Here is a 13,249-nt window from a genome sequence, read left to right as displayed (position 1 = left end):
TTTCTGGGAGAATCCTATGGGTGAGCAGGGGGTGCCGGTGGGGGTGATCGCGGAGGCGGTTGCGGCCACCAGGGAGGTGTTGCGGCTGGAGGGGAGTGCGGAGGCGGCGTTGCTGGGGCGGGTCTGTGCGGCGGCGATCCTGGTCTGCGAGGCGTTCGTCGGCGGGGCGATCGTCGCGCGGGTGGCGGGCGACGGCGCGGCGGAAAGCTGGGACGCGGTGCCGGCGCCGGTGGCGCAGGGCGTGGCGATGCTGGCGGCGCATCTGTTCGATCACCGCGAGAGCGATGCGGTGCCGCCCGCGGCGGTGGCGGCTTTGTGGCGACCCTATCGGCGGCTGCGGTTGAGCCCGGACGTGGCGGCGTGAGCGCGCGGGGGGTGCTGCAGGCGGGCGTGGTCGCGCGGCTGCAGGCGGTGCTGGAGGGCGGGGTCTATGACGCGCCGCCGGTGCGCAGCGCGCTGCCCTATGCGGTGGTCGACGAGCCGGTGCTGAGCGACTGGAGCACGACGACGTGGCGCGGGCGCGAGGGGCGCGTCGTCGTGACGCTGCACGATGGCGGCGAGCGGCCGGTGCGGCTGCGCGCGGCGCTGGCGGCGGCGGAGGAGGCGGTCGAGGCGCTCGACGCGGATCTGGGCGAAGGGTGGCGGCTGGTGCGCGTGCAGATGCTGCGCTCGCGCGTGCTGCGCGTCGGCGAGCGGTGGCGGGGCACGAGCGAGTTTCTGGTGCGGATGTACCGCGAGAGCTGAAGGGGGAGACGGACATGGCGGTGGAGAAGGGGAGCGCGTTCCTGCTGAAGGTCGGGAACGGCGCGGCGACGCCCGTCTATGCGACGGTGGCGGGGCTGCGGACGACGCAGATGTCGGTGAACGGCGAGGCGATCGTGGTGACGACGAAGGATTCGGGCGGCTGGCGGCAATTGCTGTCGGGGGCGGGGGTGCGCAGCGTCTCGGTATCGGGGGGGGGGGTGTTCACGGGGTCGGCGGCGGAGCTGCGGATCAAGGCGAGTGCGCTGTCGGGGGTGCTCGACGATTACCGGCTGGCATTCGAGGGGGGTGACACGATGACCGGGCGGTTCCTCGTGTCGCGGCTGGATTATGCCGGGGATTTCAATGGGGAGCGATCCTACACGCTGAGTCTGGAGAGTTCGGGGGCGGTGGTGGCGGGGTGAGGGTTTCCCTGTTTGCGTGGTGCTGAGTCACCTTCGTCCTGACCCATTTCCGTCATCCTGACGAAAGTCAGGATCCAGGGTCACGAGCGTCGTCCTGTGCGGCTCTGGATCCTGACTTTCGTCAGGATGACGGGGCGCGCGCGGGGTCGCGGTTCTTAGCCTCACTTGCCCTCACCCTCCCACGCTTTGCGTGGGCCCCTCCCTCTCCCCCGGGGGGAGAGGGGTTTTGGAGAAATTTCATGAGCGATGTGGCGAATTCTGTGCGGGGCGAAGGTGCGCTTCGGGTCTCCGGGGAGACGCTTGTGGTGCGGCCGAGTTTTGCGGCGCTGGTGGCGGCGGAGGAGGAGCTGGGGCCTTTGTTCGCGCTCGTCGAGCGGGCGGCGGAGGGGAAGCTGGGGGTTGGCGAGATGGTGGCGCTGTTCTGGCATTGCCTGCGCGATTGCCCCGAGGGGCTGACGCGCGAGCGGCTGGGGGAGGCGGTGGTCGAGGCGGGGCTTGCCGTCGCGACGCCGGTGCTGCGCGGACTGCTGCGGCAGATCCTGGCGGGGCGGTGATGCGGACGTTCGCGGACGCCGCGGGGCGGCTCGCGGGGTTTGCCGGCGCGGTGCTGGGGTGGAGCCCCGACGCGTTCTGGCGCGCGACGCCCGCCGAACTGGGCGCGGTGGTCGCCGCGATGACGGGGGACATGCCGACGCCGCCCGATGCGGCGGCGATCGCGCGGTTGCAGGAGGCTTTTCCCGATGGATGACGATCTGGAGCCCGTGCTGGTGCGGGTGCGCGGCGACAGCGCGGCGTTTGCGCGCGACGTCGCGGCGATGCGCGGCGAGCTGGACGACGTGCTGGGCGTGGGGGCGGAGCGTGCGGCGCTGCGGCTCGAGACGGCGCTGCTGCGCGCGGTGAAGACGGGGACGTTCGGGTTCGAGGAGCTGAAGGGGGTCGCGCTGTCCGCGCTCGATGCGATTGCGGGCGCGGCGTTGAAGGCGGGGATGGGGTCGCTGTTCGGCGGGAGCGGGAGCGGGCTCGGGGAGGCGCTGGCGGGGCTGGTCGGCGGGCTGCCGGGGCGGGCGACCGGGGGACCGGTGTCGCCGGGGCGGGCCTATGTGGTGGGCGAGCGGGGGCCCGAGCTGTTCGTGCCCTCCAGTAGCGGGCGGGTCGAGGTGGGCGGCGGCTCGGCTGGCGTGCGCGAGGTGCGGGTGGCGATTACCGTCAATGCGGCGGCGGGGGCGGCGCCGGGGGTGCTCGCGCAGTCGGGGCGGCAGGTGGCGCGGGCGGTTCGGGCGGCGCTGGCGGTGGAGTGAGGGGGCGCGGTGGAGTGAGGGGCGCGAGCCTCACGTGCCCTCACCCTCCCACGCTTCGCGTGGGCCCCTCCCTCTCCCCCGAGGGGAGAGGGGTTTTGGTCGCTCTCCCTTCGAATTGGAGATGGTTCATGGCGCAGTGGGTGTGTTCGGGGCGGACGGGGCAAATGGAGGGGACCGTGTCGCGGTTTGATCCGCGGTTCTGGACGGTGGATTTTCCGCGGCCGATGATGGCGTCGGTCGTGACCACGGGGCCGGATGCGCTGCGCGTCGATGCGGTGTTCTACAGGGCGGATGATCTGGCGGGGCTGATCTGGGCGGCGGAGGATCGCTATGATCATCCGTTGCTGCGGTATGAGACCGCGCGGGATTTTCGGGCGTGTCGGCTGCGGTTCCGGTGGCGGTCGGGGGGTGTGATGCCGCTCGATGCGATCAATGGCCCGACGCTGACGATCGAGGGGCGTGATGCCGCGGGGGTCGCGCGGGCCTGGTATGTGCGGTTTTGGAATTATGCGGTGGGTACGCCGGAGGATGCGCTGGTGTCGCTCGATTTCGCGGCGCTGGTCGGCGGGTTCGACCTGCCCGAGGACAGCTATCCCGTCTGGGCGGGGGATATCGACCGGATGTTCGTGTCGCTGGTGCCGCCCGACTATCGCGGCGTCGACGCGCCGCTCGCGGGGATGCGCGAGGGCTGGGTCGAGCTGACCGAGATGGCGTGCGAGGGGCCGGGATCGGTGCTCGCGATCGGCGAGGCGGTGGTGCCCGAGCATGGGCTGCGGATCGCGAGCGGCTATGACGACAGCTATAATCTGACGCCCGCGCGGCTGCTGCGCAACGCGCTCCACCTGGGGTACCGTGGGAGCATCGTCCATTATGTGGGCATGAGCCATTATTTCCGGCTCGAGCCGGCGGGCGGTGGATTTTACGTGTCGCTGGCGGGGGGCGTGCTGAACGCGGCGTGCAGCGTGTGGCACCGGGATTTCGCGGGACGCGCAAAGGCGCTGGGCTACGGCGTGATCTGGTCGCTGAGCTACGAGCTGTTCGATGCGCATTGCTGGAACGACTGGAAACAGCGTGCGGCGGACGGCGCGCCCGCGCTGACCGGGTGGGAGCCGCCCTCGACCTTGCTGTCGCCGGCGCATGGCGGGGCGATGGCGTATCTGCAGGCGGTGGCGCGCGCGTTTATGGGCCTCGCGGCGGCGGCGGGACTGCCGGCGCAGTTCCAGGTTGGCGAGCCCTGGTGGTGGGTGATGCCCGACGGGCGGCCGTGCCTCTATGATGCGAGCGCGGTGGCGGCGTTCGCGCCGGTGGCGATGGCGAGCATCCGCGGGGCCAAGAGCGCAGACCAGGTCGCGACGCTGGAGGCGGCGGGGGCGTGTCTGGCGGCGTCGACTGCGGCTTTGGTCGCGGCGGTGAAGGGGGAAGCGGGCGGGTGCGTGACGCATCTGCTGACCTATCTGCCGACCGTGCTCGATGCGGGAGCGCCCGAGGCGAAGCGCGCGAACATGCCGGTCGGCTGGGCGTCGCCGGCGTTCGATGTGCTCCAGCTGGAGGATTATGACTGGGTGACCGCGGGCGATGTCGCGTCGTCGGCGGATGCGGTCGCGCTGGTCGAGGGCCGGCTGGGCTATCCCGCCCTGCGGCAACACTATCTGTCGGGGTTCGTGACCGTGCCCGAGCGCGCAGGCGACTGGGCGCGGATCGAGGCGGCGGCGGTGGCGGCGCGCGCGCGCGGCGTCGGCGAGACGTTCGTCTGGGCGCTGCCGCAGGTGATGCGCGACGGGTTCGTGCATTTCGAGACTGAGGAAGGAGACGGGGCCGTGAACGCGCATGACGACGTGCTGTTTCCGCTCGCGCTGGGGCGCGAGGCGGAGGTGATACCGGGGTTTTCGACCGCGATCCTGACCAGCGCGGGGGGCGCGGAGCAGCGCAACGCGGCCTGGGCGGAGGCGCGGACCAGCTATGACGTCGGGCCGGGGCTGCGGAGCGAGGCGGATATCGGTGTGCTGCTCGCGTTCTTCCGCGCGCGGATGGGGCCGGCGCGCAGCTTCCGGTTGCGCGATCCGTTCGATGCCGAGGCGGTCGGGGAGGTGCTGGGGGTCGGCGACGGGATCGCGCGGCGGTTCGCGCTGGTGAAACACTATGACGCGGCGACGCGGCGGATCACGCGGCCGGTGGCGGGGAGCGTGTCGGTCGCGGTCGATGGCGTCGCGACGTCGGGCTTCTCGGTGGTGGCCGGGGGGTGGGTGGTGCTCGACGCGGCGCCGGCGGCGGGTGCGGTGGTGAGCGCGGGGTTCGCGTTCGACGTGCCGGTGCGGTTTGCGGAGGACCGGCTGAGTGTCGCGCGGGCGACGTTTCTGGCGGGGGTCGCGGCTTCGGTGCCGCTGGTGGAGGTGCGGGAGGGGTAGGCTTCACGCCGTTCGTGCTGAGCGTCGTCGAAGCACTGGCGCGCGGGGCCTGCCCTTCGACTTCGCTCAGGGCGAACGGAGGGCGAACGGAGGGTGGGCGGGGCGTTGGGCGTCGGGCCCGAGCCTCACGTGCCCTCACCCTCCCACGCTTCGCGCGGGCCCCTCCCTCTCCCCCGGGGGGAGAGGGGTTTTTGCGTTCGTCATCCTGACGGAAGTCAGGATCCAGGGCCAAGCAGCGGGGGCGTTTTTGATCCTGGGTCCTGACTTTCGTCAGGATGACGAGGGGGCGTCGGGCCTGTGCCTCACGTGCCCTCACCCTCCCACGCTTTGCGTGGGCCCCTCCCTCTCCCCCGGGGGGAGAGGGTTTTTGGAGATTTGCGATGGTGAACGGGGAGCTGACGACGGTGGCGTTGTGCTGGCGGGTGGAGCGGCGGGATGGGGTGGCGGTGGGGTTGACGGGGCATGACCGGGATCTGCTGGTCGACGGGCTGGTCCACCGCGCGGCGCCGGGGATGACGCCGTCGGGAATCGCGCGGTCGGGGGTGCTCGAGCCGGGGGCGGAGGCGGATACGATGGATGTGGCGGGCGCGCTGAGCTCGGCGGCGATCGGCGAGCGCGATCTGCTGAGCGGGCGGTGGGACGGGGCGCGGGTGCGCGTGTTCGCGGTCGACTGGACCGATCCGCGCGCGCCCCTGACGCTGGGCGAGGGGGTGATCGGCGCGGTCGAGCTGGGCGAGGACGCGTTCACCGCCGAGCTGCGCGGCGCGAGCGCGGCGTTCGACCGGCCGGTGGTCGAGGAGACGTCGCCCGAATGTCGCGCGACGCTGGGCGACCGGCGGTGCCGCGTGGCGATGGCGGCGCGGCGGCGGTTCGCGCGGGTGACCGCGTGCGAGGGGGCGGTGGTGACGCTCGACCTGGCGGCGGCGGGAGCGGGTGATCTCTATGCGGGCGGGCTGCTGCGGTGGTTCGGAGGGGCGAACAGCGGGCTGGAGAGCGCGGTCGCGGCGTCGGAACCGGGGGCGGCGGGGAGGACCCGCGTGACGCTGGCGCGGGCGCCGATGCTGGCGGTGGTGCCGGGCGTGCTCGTCGAGCTGAGCGAGGGGTGCGACAGGAGTCTGGCGACCTGTGCGACGCGGTTCGGCAATGCGGTGAATTTTCGCGGCGAGCCCTATCTGCCGGGGATCGACCTGCTGACGCGGTATCCCGGGGCATGAGCGGCGCCGGAAACGTCGAGGCGGCGGCGCTGGCGGCGGTGGGGAGCCGGTTCCGGGTGCATGGCCGGGTGGCGGCGACGGGGCTGGATTGCGTCGGGCTGGTCGCGTTGGCGCTTAGGGCGGGCGGGTGCGGGGTCGAGGTGCCGACCGGCTATGCGCTGCGGGGTGGCGATCCGGTGCGGGTGGCGGCGTGGCTCGATCGCGTGCTGGTGAGGGTGGACGAGGCGGAAGCGGGCGACGTGCTGATGCTGCGGACGGGGCCGGGGCAGCTGCATTTCGCGGTCAGGACGACGCGGGGACTTGTCCATGCCGATGCTGCGCTTCGCCGCGTGGTCGAGCGGCCGGGGCCGGTCGAGGCGCCGGTGCTGGGGTGCTGGCGGATCGGCGAAGGCAACAGCGGGGAGGTGGAGCCGTGGCGACATTGATCTTGAACGCGGTCGGGCGGGTGATTGGCCGGCCGCTGGGCGGGAGCACGCTGGGCGGGACGATCGGCGCGCTGGTCGGGCGGACGATCGACGGCACGCTGTTGCGCCCGGCGCGGCGCGAGGGGCCGCGGCTGACCGAGCTGGCGGTGCAGACCTCGAGCTATGGCAGCCAGGTGCCCAAGCTGTTCGGGACGATGCGCGTCGCGGGGACGGTGATCTGGGCGACCGACCTGATCGAGAGCCGGGCGACGAGCGGCGGCGGCAAGGGGCAGCCGAGCGTGTCGACCTACAGCTATGCGGCGTCGTTCGCGGTGCTGCTGTCGGCGCGGCCGGTGCTGGGGATCGGGCGGATCTGGGCGGAGGGGAAGTTGCTGCGCGGCGCGGGCGGCGACTTCAAGACCGCGACCGGGTTCCGGCTGCACACAGGCGGCGAGGACCAGGCGGTCGATCCGCTGATCGCGGCGGCGGAGGGCGGCGGGATGACGCCCGCGCATCGCGGCTGCGCCTATGCCGTGTTCGAGGGGATGGCGCTGGCGGATTACGGCAACCGGATCCCGTCGCTGACCTTCGAGGTGATCGCCGATCCGGGGCCGGTGCCGGTCGCGGCGATTGCGCAAGACGTGTCGGACGGGGGCGTGTCGGGGGCGGTGGCGCTGGCGCTCGACGGGTTCGCGGCGGCGGGGGGAAGCGTCGGCGCGGTGCTGGCGGCGCTGGCCGAGGCGAGCGGCGCGTGGTTCGTGTCCGCGGGGGACGGCGATGCGCTGGTGATGCGCGATGCGGCGGGGCCGGTTGCGAGCGTTGCGGATGCGGGGGTGGTCGAGGGCCAGGGGGAAGCGGGCTCGCGGCGGGTGCGCACGGTGGCGGCGATCGAGACGGTGCCGCGGACGATGACGCTGGGCTATTATGATGCCGCGCGCGATTACCAGGCGGGGCTGCAGCGGGTGGCGCGGCCGGGCGCGGGGGTGCGCGACGCGCGGATCGACGTGGCGGCGGTGATCGATGCAGGGGCCGCCAAGACGATCGCGACCGGGTTGCTCGCGCGCGCCGAGACCGCGCGGGTGCGGCGGACGGTGCGGCTGGGGCTGTCGGGGCTGGCGTTGCTGCCCGGTGGCTGCGTCGAGATCGCGGGGGAGGCGGGCGTCTGGCGGATCGTCGAAACTCGGGTCGAGGCGATGGTGACGAGCCTGGTGCTGACCCCGCTTACGCCCGCGCCGCTGCCGGTGCGCGGCAGCAGCGGGCGGATCGTCGGCGCGGCGGATGCGCTGATCGGCACGACGCGGATCGCGGCGTTCGAAACGCCGGGGCTCGAGGATGCGCCGCTCGCCGCGCCGCGGCTGTCGGTGGCGGCGACGGGCACGGGGGCGGGGTGGCGGCATGCGGCCTTGCTCTATTCGCTCGACGACGGCGCGAGCTGGATCGCGGCGGGGGCGAGCGCGGCGCCGGCGACGATCGGGACGATCGCGGTCGTCGCAGAGGCGGCGCCGGCGACGCTGAGCGACCGGGCGGGCGCCTTCGAGGTGGTGCTGGTGCGCGGCGACCTGGCACTCGCGGACGCGGATGCGGCGGCGCTCGATGCGGGGGCCAATCTGGCGATGGCGGGGGGCGAGCTGATCCAGTTCGGTCGTGCGGTGCCGCTCGGCGGCGGGCGGTGGCGGCTGACGCAGCTACTGCGCGGGCGGCGCGGGACCGAGGCGGCGATCGGCACGCAGGCGCCGGGCGACGGCTTCGTGCTGATCAGCGCGGATTCGGTGCGGACGATCGACCTGCCGGTCGCGGCGATCGGCGGGACGGTGCGCGTGATGGCGTCGGGGGTGGGCGATGCGGTGCCGGTCGAGACGCGGCTGGTGCTGGCGGGCGCGTCGGTGCTGCCGCCGTCGCCAGTCGGCTTGCGCGCGACGATCGCGGCGGATGGCGGCGCGACGCTCGGCTGGACGCGGCGGAGCCGGGCGGGGTGGCGCTGGATCGATGGCGGCGACGTGCCGCTGGGCGAGGGGGGCAAAGCCTATGCGGTGAGGATCGTGACGGGCGCGGGGGTGACGCGGCTCGTCGAGACCGCGACGCCGGTCGTGATGCTGTCCGCGGCGGAGCGCGCAGCGGGGGCGGTGCGGGTCGAGGTGCGCCAGCGCGGCGACTTCGGCGTGTCGCTGCCCGCGGTGCTGATGGTGTGACGAGGGGGAGAGTGGTGATGACGGACGAGACGAGCGTGCGAACGGGGTTGCCGCTGCTGCAGCCGGGGCAGGCGCAGAAGGAGATCGTGCATAACGAGGCGCTCGCGCTGATCGATCTGCTGATCCAGCCGAGCGTGGTCACGGTCGGGCTGAACGTGCCGCCGGCCACGCCCGCGACCGGGGCGTGCTGGATCGTCGGGGCCGCGCCGACCGGGGACTGGGGCCCCCACGCGCAGGCGCTGGCGGGCTGGACGCCGGGGGGCTGGCGGTTCGCCGCGCCGCGGGCCGGCATGACGGTGTGGCGCGAGGATCTGGCGACGCTGATCCGCCATGACGGGGCGGGCTGGACAGCCGCCGATATCACCGGCGGGCGAGTCGTGATCGGTGGTAACAAGGTGGTCGGCGCGCAAGGCGCGGCAATTGCCGATCCGGTCGGTGGAGCCGTGGTCGATACGTCCGCCCGGGCTACACTTTCCGCCGTTCTGGTGCTATTGAGGAGCCACGGATTGATCGCCGCCTAAACACTCTAAAAACTGTGGCGTTCCAGCAACACCTCGAACTTTTGTGCGCTTGCGTGGAAACAAGCCGAAGGATAGGGAGTTTGCGATGTCCGTGTGACACTCATGAAAGGGGATTTATATGCGGAAGCTTGCCGTCGTTCTGGCACTCGCCTCCACCGCACTCGCCACTCCTGCCCTCGCCCGCGACAAGTCGTGGTACGTTGGCATCGAAGGCGGTGCGATGATCGTTGAAGACATCGATTACGACATCGGTGCTCTGAACAATGCCGGTTCGGTCGACCATGACTATGGTTATGACGTCGACGCAGTCATGGGCTACGATTTCGGTGGCTTCCGCCTCGAAACCGAAGTCGGTTACCGCAAGGCTACTGTGGACGGCTATTCGTCGACCACGACCACGCCAGCTTTCACGGGTGCAGGCGCACTCGTCAACGCACCGGCCAACAACTATGACTATGCTGGCGGTTCTTCGTCGGCACTCAGCTTCATGCTGAACGGCCTGCTGGACTTCGGTCCGGATGACGGCATCCAGGGCTTTGTCGGCGGTGGTGTCGGTGTTGCTCGCGTCAAGGCGAACTACGCCCTCAACAACAACGGTTCGTTCCTGAACGATTCGGACACCGTGTTCGCCTATCAGGGCCTCGCCGGTATCCGTGCACCGCTGACCGACCACATCGACGCGACGCTGAAGTATCGTTTCTTCAACGCCGAGAACGTCAAGCTGGTCGACAACACCAACCGCTTGTTCGACGGTCGTTACCGTTCGCACAGCATCCTTGGTGGTGTGACGTACAACTTCGGCGCCCCTGCCGAGCCGATGGCACCTCCTCCCCCGCCGCCGGCACCCGAGCCGATGGCTCCCCCGCCGCCGCCGGCGCCGGTCGAGGTCGTTTGCTCGCCTGGTCCGTTCATCGTGTTCTTCGAGTGGGACAAGTCGGACATCACGCCTGAGGCTGCGTCGATCCTCGACAACGCCGTCACGCAGTATCAGTCGTGCGGCAACGCACAGGTCATGCTGGCAGGCCACGCCGATAAGTCGGGTTCGGCGTCGTACAACGTCGGTCTCTCGCAGCGTCGTGCAGACGGCGTCCGCGCCTATCTGTCGTCGCATGCGATCCCGGATGGCGTGATCTCGACCGAAGCGTTCGGTGAGAGCCGTCCGCGCGTCGACACCGCCGATGGCGTGCGCGAAGTGCAGAACCGTCGCGTGGAAGTCACCTACGGTCCGGGTTCGGGCCAGTAAGACTTCTGCCTTCCGGTCCTTCGGGGTCGGATGCGGGAAAAAGATCGGGGAGGTCGGCGCGAGCCGGCCTCCCTTTTCTTTTGTCTGCTGTTCGTTGGGGCGGGAAGAAGTTTGGTTCGCGCGGAGGCGCGGAGGCGCGGAGCCTCTTGGGATGGGCGGCGTGGAGGATGCGGCGGGATTGTTGTTGCGCTGCGCGCGGGGGGTGCTGTCGTGCGTGCGTCAGGACCCGGAGCCGAGCGGCACCTCCCCCTCTCGTCATCCTGACGAAAGTCAGGATTCAGAGCCATGCAGCGCCAGCATTCGTGACCCTGGGTCCTGACGTTCGTCGGGATGACGGGTGTGGGGTGAGGGTGGTTTGCCTCAGCCGGTGGGGTCGTCTTCCGCCAGCGCCGGGGCGAGCCAGGTGGGGATGAGGGCGTCGCCGAGGGCGTCGGTGCGGCGGTGGTCGATCATCAGGGCGAGGTCGGGATAGGTGACGCGGGTGCGGCTGCTCGGTTCGGTGAAGGGCGCGACGACGAGGCGGCGGTTGACCTTCGAACGGTGGTGCATCCGCGCGGTGTTCTCCTGGCCGACATAGCAGCCCTTGGTGAAGCTGACGCCGTTCAGCTCGCGCGCGTTGCATTCGAGCCAGAGCGTCTCGCCATTGCCGAGCTCGGCGACGCCTTCGGTCACGCCGAGCGACAACCGGTGCGCGTGCCAGGCGGGCGCGGCATCGCCTGCCGCTGCGTCCGCGGGGGCGAGCCAGCGGTGGCCGAGCGCGGGAAGCCGCGGGTCGGGGCTGCCCTCAGTCCCCGTCGGCGACCAGTGGACGTGCAGCGGGTCGGGGGCGATCGTGATCGCGCGGCGCAGGCGGTAGAGCGTCAGCCGCTTCGCCAATGCCTCGGCCTGCGACGCCTCGACATCGACCAGCACGTCGGCACCATCCGCCCAGAGGAGGAAGTCGAACAGCACCTTGCCCTGCGGCGACAGCAAAGCGGCCCAGGCGGGCGCGCCGGGCGCGAGCAACGCGGTGTCGGCGGTCACCAGCCCCTGCAGGAAGCCGCGGACGTCCTCGCCCGCGATGCGCAGCACCGCGCGGTCGGCGAGAAGGGTTGCGCTGTCGGTCTGGGTCATCTCCTTCACCTAGTGCGCGCCCGGCGATTTCCAAGGCGCGCAACCGTCTGGCGTCGCCCGGCGCGCGTCGGTAGGAGGGCGCATGACCGACAGCATCACGATCCGCCGCCCCGACGACTGGCATCTCCATCTGCGCGACGGCGCGATGCTGGACGCGGTCGCGCCGCACAGTGCGCGGCAGTTCGCGCGCGCGATCATCATGCCCAACCTCACCCCGCCGGTGACGACGATCGCGGCCGCAAGCGCCTATCGCGAGCGGATCCTCGCGGCGGTCGGGGGTGCCGATTTCACGCCGCTGATGACCTGCTATCTGACCGACGGCACCGATCCCGCCGAGATCGCGCGCGGCCATGCCGAGGGCGTGTTCACCGCGTGCAAGCTCTACCCCGCGCATGCGACGACCAATTCGGCGCACGGCGTCACCGATATCCGCGCGCTGACCGGCGTGCTCGAGACGCTGCAGCGGATCGGCATGCCGCTGCTGATCCATGGCGAGGTGACCGACAAGTCGATCGACATCTTCGACCGCGAGGCGGTGTTCGTTGAACGCATCCTGACGCCGCTGACGCGCGACTATCCGGGGCTGAAGATCGTGCTCGAGCACATCACCACCGCCGAGGCCGCGGCGTTCGTGACCGAGGCGGACCATCCGATCGCCGCGACGATCACCCCGCAGCATCTGCTGATCAACCGCAACGCGCTGTTCGACGGCGGGCTTCGGCCGCACGCCTATTGCCTGCCCGTGCTCAAGCGCGAGACCCACCGGCTGGCGGTGCGGAAGGCCGCGGTGTCGGGATCCCCGCGCTTCTTCCTCGGCACTGACAGCGCGCCGCATGTCGTGGGCGCGAAGGAATCGGGCTGCGGCTGTGCGGGGATCTTCAACGCGCCGTTCGCGCTCGAGGCGTATCTCGGCGTGTTCGACGCGGAGGGCGCGATCGACCGGTTCGAGGGGTTCGCGTCGGAGAACGGCGCGCGCTTCTACGGGCTGCCGCTGAACGAGGGGACGGTGACTTTGGTGCGCGAGAGCGTGATGGTGCCCGAGCGGGTCGGGGAGGGGGATACGTCGGTCGTGCCGTTCCTGGCGGGGACTGATGCTGGGTGGCGGTTCGCGGGGTAAGGCACGCCGTCCGTTTCCCTTCTCCCGTCATCCTGACGAAAGTCAGGATCCAGGGTTACATGCGTTGTCCTGCCTGGCTCTGGATCCTGACGTTCGTCAGGATGACGGTGGGGGTCAGTTCGCCGGATCCTCCTGTGCGAGTCGGTCGAGCCAGAGCCGCGCCTCTTTCTGCTCGCCGGGCGCACTCGCGCTGACCGGCCCGCGTGCGGCGAAGAAGTCGCGGTGGAGCGCGAACGGATCGAGCATCAGCCGGTCGCGCATCGCGTCGATCTCGGTGCCCATCTCGGTCAGCGCGGCGATCGTCGGGGCGATCGCGGTGCGGACGCGGCGGTCGCTGCTGCGGTCGAACAGCCCGAGCGCGCCGTTCGCGGTCTTCTCCAGCGCGGCGATCAGCGTCGCGCGATACTCGGTTTCGAGATCCTCGCGCTGGGCGTCGAGACGGGCGAGGCGGTCGGGTTTGGCCATTCGCGTGGCGTTAGGCGATTGTGGGGGTGGGCGCTACCGGGGGCTGTTCTCCCGTGGTTTGGCGCCGCGCCGCGGGCAAAGCCCGCGTCGTCGGACGGCGCTACGCGCCGCCGG

Annotated in this window: 15 protein-coding genes; 13 read left to right on the top strand and 2 right to left on the bottom strand. The window is 71.3% G+C overall.

Going from position 1 to position 13,249, the window contains the following annotated elements; genetic code table 11:
* Window positions 1-16 precede the first annotated feature (16 nt).
* From C8J24_RS04485 to C8J24_RS04430, 12 genes are all read left to right on the top strand, one after another.
* Window positions 17-364, top strand: coding sequence for a head-tail connector protein (locus C8J24_RS04485; RefSeq protein ID WP_107930605.1), 348 nt, complete (start codon window positions 17-19; stop codon window positions 362-364).
* Window positions 361-744 (top strand): tail completion protein gp17, encoded by a 384-nt coding sequence (gp17, locus tag C8J24_RS04480; protein WP_166746353.1) that lies wholly within the window; start codon window positions 361-363, stop codon window positions 742-744. The genes C8J24_RS04485 and gp17 overlap by 4 nt, the downstream gene beginning before the upstream one ends.
* 14 nt (window positions 745-758) lie before the next feature.
* A complete protein-coding gene (locus tag C8J24_RS04475; protein ID WP_107930601.1) occupies window positions 759-1,166 on the top strand; it encodes a phage major tail protein, TP901-1 family in 408 nt (135 codons plus the stop codon).
* Between the two features lie 239 nt (window positions 1,167-1,405).
* Window positions 1,406-1,720, top strand: a complete 315-nt coding sequence (locus tag C8J24_RS04470) for a gene transfer agent family protein (protein WP_107930599.1) — start codon at window positions 1,406-1,408, stop codon at window positions 1,718-1,720.
* Window positions 1,720-1,914: a phage tail assembly chaperone gene (locus tag C8J24_RS04465; protein ID WP_107930597.1), complete on the top strand. Its 195-nt coding sequence runs from the start codon at window positions 1,720-1,722 to the stop codon at window positions 1,912-1,914. The genes C8J24_RS04470 and C8J24_RS04465 overlap by 1 nt, the downstream gene beginning before the upstream one ends.
* Window positions 1,907-2,464, top strand: a complete 558-nt coding sequence (locus C8J24_RS04460; protein WP_107930595.1) for a tail tape measure protein — start codon at window positions 1,907-1,909, stop codon at window positions 2,462-2,464. Before C8J24_RS04465 ends, C8J24_RS04460 begins: the two co-directional genes overlap by 8 nt.
* Window positions 2,465-2,592: 128 nt before the next feature.
* On the top strand, window positions 2,593-4,869 hold the full coding sequence (locus C8J24_RS04455; RefSeq protein WP_107930593.1) for a DUF2460 domain-containing protein: 2,277 nt from the start codon (window positions 2,593-2,595) through the stop codon (window positions 4,867-4,869).
* Window positions 4,870-5,249: 380 nt separating this feature from the next.
* Window positions 5,250-6,083, top strand: coding sequence for a DUF2163 domain-containing protein (locus tag C8J24_RS04450; RefSeq protein WP_107930591.1), 834 nt, complete (start codon window positions 5,250-5,252; stop codon window positions 6,081-6,083).
* On the top strand, window positions 6,080-6,508 hold the full coding sequence (locus C8J24_RS04445) for a hypothetical protein (RefSeq protein WP_107930589.1): 429 nt from the start codon (window positions 6,080-6,082) through the stop codon (window positions 6,506-6,508). The genes C8J24_RS04450 and C8J24_RS04445 overlap by 4 nt, the downstream gene beginning before the upstream one ends.
* Entirely contained in the window at window positions 6,496-8,676 is a 2,181-nt protein-coding gene (locus tag C8J24_RS04440; RefSeq protein WP_107930586.1) for a phage tail protein, read from the top strand. Before C8J24_RS04445 ends, C8J24_RS04440 begins: the two co-directional genes overlap by 13 nt.
* Before the next feature lie 17 nt (window positions 8,677-8,693).
* Entirely contained in the window at window positions 8,694-9,197 is a 504-nt protein-coding gene (locus tag C8J24_RS04435) for a DUF2793 domain-containing protein (RefSeq protein ID WP_107930584.1), read from the top strand.
* Window positions 9,198-9,315: 118 nt separating this feature from the next.
* Complete coding sequence (locus C8J24_RS04430; protein WP_031396246.1) at window positions 9,316-10,440, top strand: OmpA family protein; 1,125 nt, start codon at window positions 9,316-9,318, stop codon at window positions 10,438-10,440.
* A gap of 360 nt (window positions 10,441-10,800) precedes the next feature.
* On the opposite strand, the gene ygfZ is transcribed toward C8J24_RS04430, so the two are convergent.
* A complete protein-coding gene (ygfZ, locus tag C8J24_RS04425) occupies window positions 10,801-11,553 on the bottom strand; it encodes a CAF17-like 4Fe-4S cluster assembly/insertion protein YgfZ (protein ID WP_107930582.1) in 753 nt (250 codons plus the stop codon).
* 82 nt (window positions 11,554-11,635) lie between these two features.
* Between ygfZ and pyrC the strand changes: the two genes are divergently transcribed.
* Entirely contained in the window at window positions 11,636-12,670 is a 1,035-nt protein-coding gene (gene pyrC / locus C8J24_RS04420; protein WP_107930579.1) for a dihydroorotase, read from the top strand.
* 114 nt (window positions 12,671-12,784) lie between these two features.
* Here the strand turns inward: pyrC and C8J24_RS04415 are convergent, their stop codons facing one another.
* Window positions 12,785-13,135 carry a hypothetical protein gene (locus tag C8J24_RS04415; RefSeq protein WP_107930577.1) on the bottom strand — a complete coding sequence of 117 codons (351 nt, stop codon included), beginning with the start codon at window positions 13,133-13,135 and terminating at the stop codon, window positions 12,785-12,787.
* Window positions 13,136-13,249 lie beyond the last annotated feature (114 nt).

Source organism: Sphingomonas aerolata, from assembly GCF_003046295.1.
In the GTDB taxonomy this organism is placed as follows: Bacteria; Pseudomonadota; Alphaproteobacteria; order Sphingomonadales; family Sphingomonadaceae; genus Sphingomonas; species Sphingomonas aerolata.
Note: the sequence above shows the minus strand (reverse complement) of the source record. Positions and strands in the feature narration are given on the sequence as shown.

Coding starts and splice junctions, on each gene's coding strand:
- C8J24_RS04485 (WP_107930605.1), top strand. CDS start 17: ATGGGTGAGCAGGGGGTGCCGGTGGGGGTGATCGCGGAGGCGGTTGCG.
- C8J24_RS04475 (WP_107930601.1), top strand. CDS start 759: ATGGCGGTGGAGAAGGGGAGCGCGTTCCTGCTGAAGGTCGGGAACGGC.
- C8J24_RS04470 (WP_107930599.1), top strand. CDS start 1,406: ATGAGCGATGTGGCGAATTCTGTGCGGGGCGAAGGTGCGCTTCGGGTC.
- C8J24_RS04465 (WP_107930597.1), top strand. CDS start 1,720: ATGCGGACGTTCGCGGACGCCGCGGGGCGGCTCGCGGGGTTTGCCGGC.
- C8J24_RS04460 (WP_107930595.1), top strand. CDS start 1,907: ATGGATGACGATCTGGAGCCCGTGCTGGTGCGGGTGCGCGGCGACAGC.
- C8J24_RS04455 (WP_107930593.1), top strand. CDS start 2,593: ATGGCGCAGTGGGTGTGTTCGGGGCGGACGGGGCAAATGGAGGGGACC.
- C8J24_RS04450 (WP_107930591.1), top strand. CDS start 5,250: ATGGTGAACGGGGAGCTGACGACGGTGGCGTTGTGCTGGCGGGTGGAG.
- C8J24_RS04445 (WP_107930589.1), top strand. CDS start 6,080: ATGAGCGGCGCCGGAAACGTCGAGGCGGCGGCGCTGGCGGCGGTGGGG.
- C8J24_RS04435 (WP_107930584.1), top strand. CDS start 8,694: ATGACGGACGAGACGAGCGTGCGAACGGGGTTGCCGCTGCTGCAGCCG.
- C8J24_RS04430 (WP_031396246.1), top strand. CDS start 9,316: ATGCGGAAGCTTGCCGTCGTTCTGGCACTCGCCTCCACCGCACTCGCC.
- ygfZ (WP_107930582.1), bottom strand. CDS start 11,553: ATGACCCAGACCGACAGCGCAACCCTTCTCGCCGACCGCGCGGTGCTG.
- pyrC (WP_107930579.1), top strand. CDS start 11,636: ATGACCGACAGCATCACGATCCGCCGCCCCGACGACTGGCATCTCCAT.
- C8J24_RS04415 (WP_107930577.1), bottom strand. CDS start 13,135: ATGGCCAAACCCGACCGCCTCGCCCGTCTCGACGCCCAGCGCGAGGAT.